Origin of the sequence: Actinomadura napierensis (assembly GCF_039529375.1) — a bacterium.
In the GTDB taxonomy this organism is placed as follows: Bacteria; Actinomycetota; Actinomycetes; order Streptosporangiales; family Streptosporangiaceae; genus Spirillospora; species Spirillospora napierensis.
In genome coordinates, this window is record NZ_BAAAMR010000248.1 from 1 (window position 1) to 2,411 (window position 2,411).

Below are 2,411 nucleotides of genomic sequence, written 5' to 3' on the forward strand. Positions count from 1 at the left end.
CGGGCGGCACGGCCTGCGGGCGGGCCGGTGGGCGGGTCTGCGGGCGGGCCGGTAGGCGGGGCGCCGCCTCCGTCGGCCGGCTGCTCGGCCGGTCCGCCGGCGGGCGGCTTCCCGGTGGCCGGTTTCCGGGCGGCCGGCTTCCTGGTGGTGTCACGTTGCGACATCGGCTGACCCTTCTCTCATGCCGTCATGTCGGGATGGACTCGCGGGCGGGCCGGGCCCGGCCGGCGCGCGGCTCGCCGCCCGTATAGAGCCGGGCGAGCTTCGCGGCCTGCTCCGCGATGGCGTAGCGGTGGACGGCCGGCGGCACCGGGACCCGTCCGGTGCGGCGGCCGAGTTCGGCGCTCCAGGCGTCCGGCCCGGCGGCGGCGGGCAGGCGCACGGCGTCCGGGGCGTCCTCGCGGGGAAGTGGGTCCAGGGCCGGGCAGGCGGTGCGGACGACGGGCAGCCCGGCGGCCAGCGCCTCCAGGACCCCGAGGCCGAACGTCTCCTGCGTGGACGGGGCGGCGAACACGTCCATGGCCGCGAGGGCCGGCGCCACGTCGCCCGTCGCGCCCGCGAGGACGACGCGGTCGGCCACGCGGCGCTCGCGGGCGAGCCGGTGGAGCCGCGCGCGCTCCGGGCCGTCGCCGACGATCAGCAGCCGGGCGCCGGGCATCCGGGCGACGGCCTCGACGAGCAGGCCGAAGCGCTTGGTCGGGACGAGGCGTCCGACGGCGCCGACGACGTGGGCGTCCGACGGGATGCCGAGGCGCAGGCGGGTGGCGGTGCGACGCGCGGGGGCGAAGGCGAACGCCGCGGGCTCGATCCCGTTGGGGACGACCGTGATGCGGTCCCGCCGGACGCCCCACGCGCGCAGCCGAGCCGCGACCGTCGGAGACACCGCGACCGTCATGGAGCCGAGGCGCTCGGTCGCCCGGTAGAGGGCCTGGACGGCGCGGGTGGTGCGGCGGCCCTCGATGTGGCCGTCGCCCAGCGAGTGCTCCGTGGCGATGATGAGCGGGGTCCCGGCGAGCCGGGCGGCGACGCGGCCGTAGACGCAGGCGCGGTACAGATGCGTGTGGACGACGTCGTACCCGCCGTCGCCGATCACCCGGACGAGGCGCGGCAGCGCGGCGAGGTCGCGGTTGCCGCGCATGCCGATCTCGTGGACGGGCACGCCGCCGCGCCGGATCTCCTCGCCGACCGGGCCCGCGTGCGTCAGCGTCGCCACCTCGCAGTCCAGCGGGAGGTGGCGCAGGAGCAGCGCGAGCTGGCGCTCGGCGCCGCCGTGCTCCAGTCCGGTGATGACGTGCAGGACGCGGGTCACAGGCGGCTCCGCCACTGCAGCTGGTGCCGGATGATCTTCGCGCGGAGCCGCAGGCCGCCGTCCCGCTCGCCGATGTAGGCGCGGCCGAGCGCGTGCCGGGACGGCTCCTGCGGGCGGATGTCGCAGGCGTAGTCGTACCCGGCGGCGCGGACGGCGTCGATCTCGCGGGCCGTCGCGTGCCCGTACGGGTAGGCGAAGCCGGTGACCTGCCGCCCGACGATGCCCTCCAGGGCGGTGCGGCTCTCCTCGAGCTCCTCGCGCAGCTCGGTGTCGTCCACCTCGGGGAGCGACACGTGGTGGCGGCCGTGCGAGGCGACCTCCATGCCGGTGTCGGCGACGGTGCGCAGCTGCTCGGCGGTCATGAGCGGCTTGCGGGGGCCGTCGTCCCAGGCGTTGTAGGAGCCGACGCGTCCGGACACGGCGAAGACGGTGGCGCCGAACCCGTAGCGGACGAGGACGGGCAGCGCGCGGGTGGCGAAGTCGGCGTAGCCGTCGTCGAAGGTGAGGCCGACGATTCCGCGCGCGCGGCCCTCGGCGTGCTCGGCGAGCAGCTCCGCCATCCCGACGCCGCGCAGGCCGCGGGCGCGCAGCCAGGCCATCTGCCGCTCGAACCGGTGCGGCGAGACGGTCACCAGGTGCGGGTCGTCATCGCACCGGTCGATCGAGTGGTACATCAGCACCAGCGGCGGCGGCTCGACCTCCTGCGGAGGCTGCGCGGGCCGTGCCACCGGCCCCGTCGCCGGCCCTGGCGTCGGCACTGTCGCGGGCATCGTCTGCGGCGTCGTGTGCGGCGCCGGTTCGGTCGGCTGGGTCACTGGCTCCCCCGGAAGAAGTGCGGCCGCGGCGGACGAGCGCGCCGGGCCTCCATGAGGGCCATGGGATCGCCCATGGCGCGATGAGGTCGCGTCCCGCCGTGGCGATCAGCGCGGCGAACGCGGCGGCGGTGACGATGCCGTCGTCGGCGAGCCGGGCGATCGCGGGCGCGGTGCCGCCGGTCCGGCCGAGCGGCTCGGTGGCCAGCAGGGCGGCGGCGGCGGCGAGGGACGCGAAGAGGACGAGCCGGGCGACGGCGGCGGCGACGCGGCGCAGCGCGAGCGGATCC

At 77.5% G+C, this 2,411-nt stretch carries 3 protein-coding genes; all 3 read right to left on the reverse strand.

Annotated elements, in window-relative coordinates; all coding sequences use genetic code 11:
- Positions 1–187: 187 nt before the first annotated feature.
- Entirely contained in the window at positions 188–1,309 is a 1,122-nt protein-coding gene (locus ABD296_RS49190) for a glycosyltransferase (protein WP_344285380.1), read from the reverse strand.
- A complete protein-coding gene (locus ABD296_RS49195; RefSeq protein WP_344285382.1) occupies positions 1,306–2,037 on the reverse strand; it encodes a polysaccharide deacetylase family protein in 732 nt (243 codons plus the stop codon). Before ABD296_RS49195 ends, ABD296_RS49190 begins: the two co-directional genes overlap by 4 nt.
- Positions 1,955–2,411: hypothetical protein (locus ABD296_RS49200; protein WP_344285384.1), on the reverse strand; the 457-nt coding region annotated here is incomplete at its 5' end. The genes ABD296_RS49195 and ABD296_RS49200, both read right to left, overlap by 83 nt.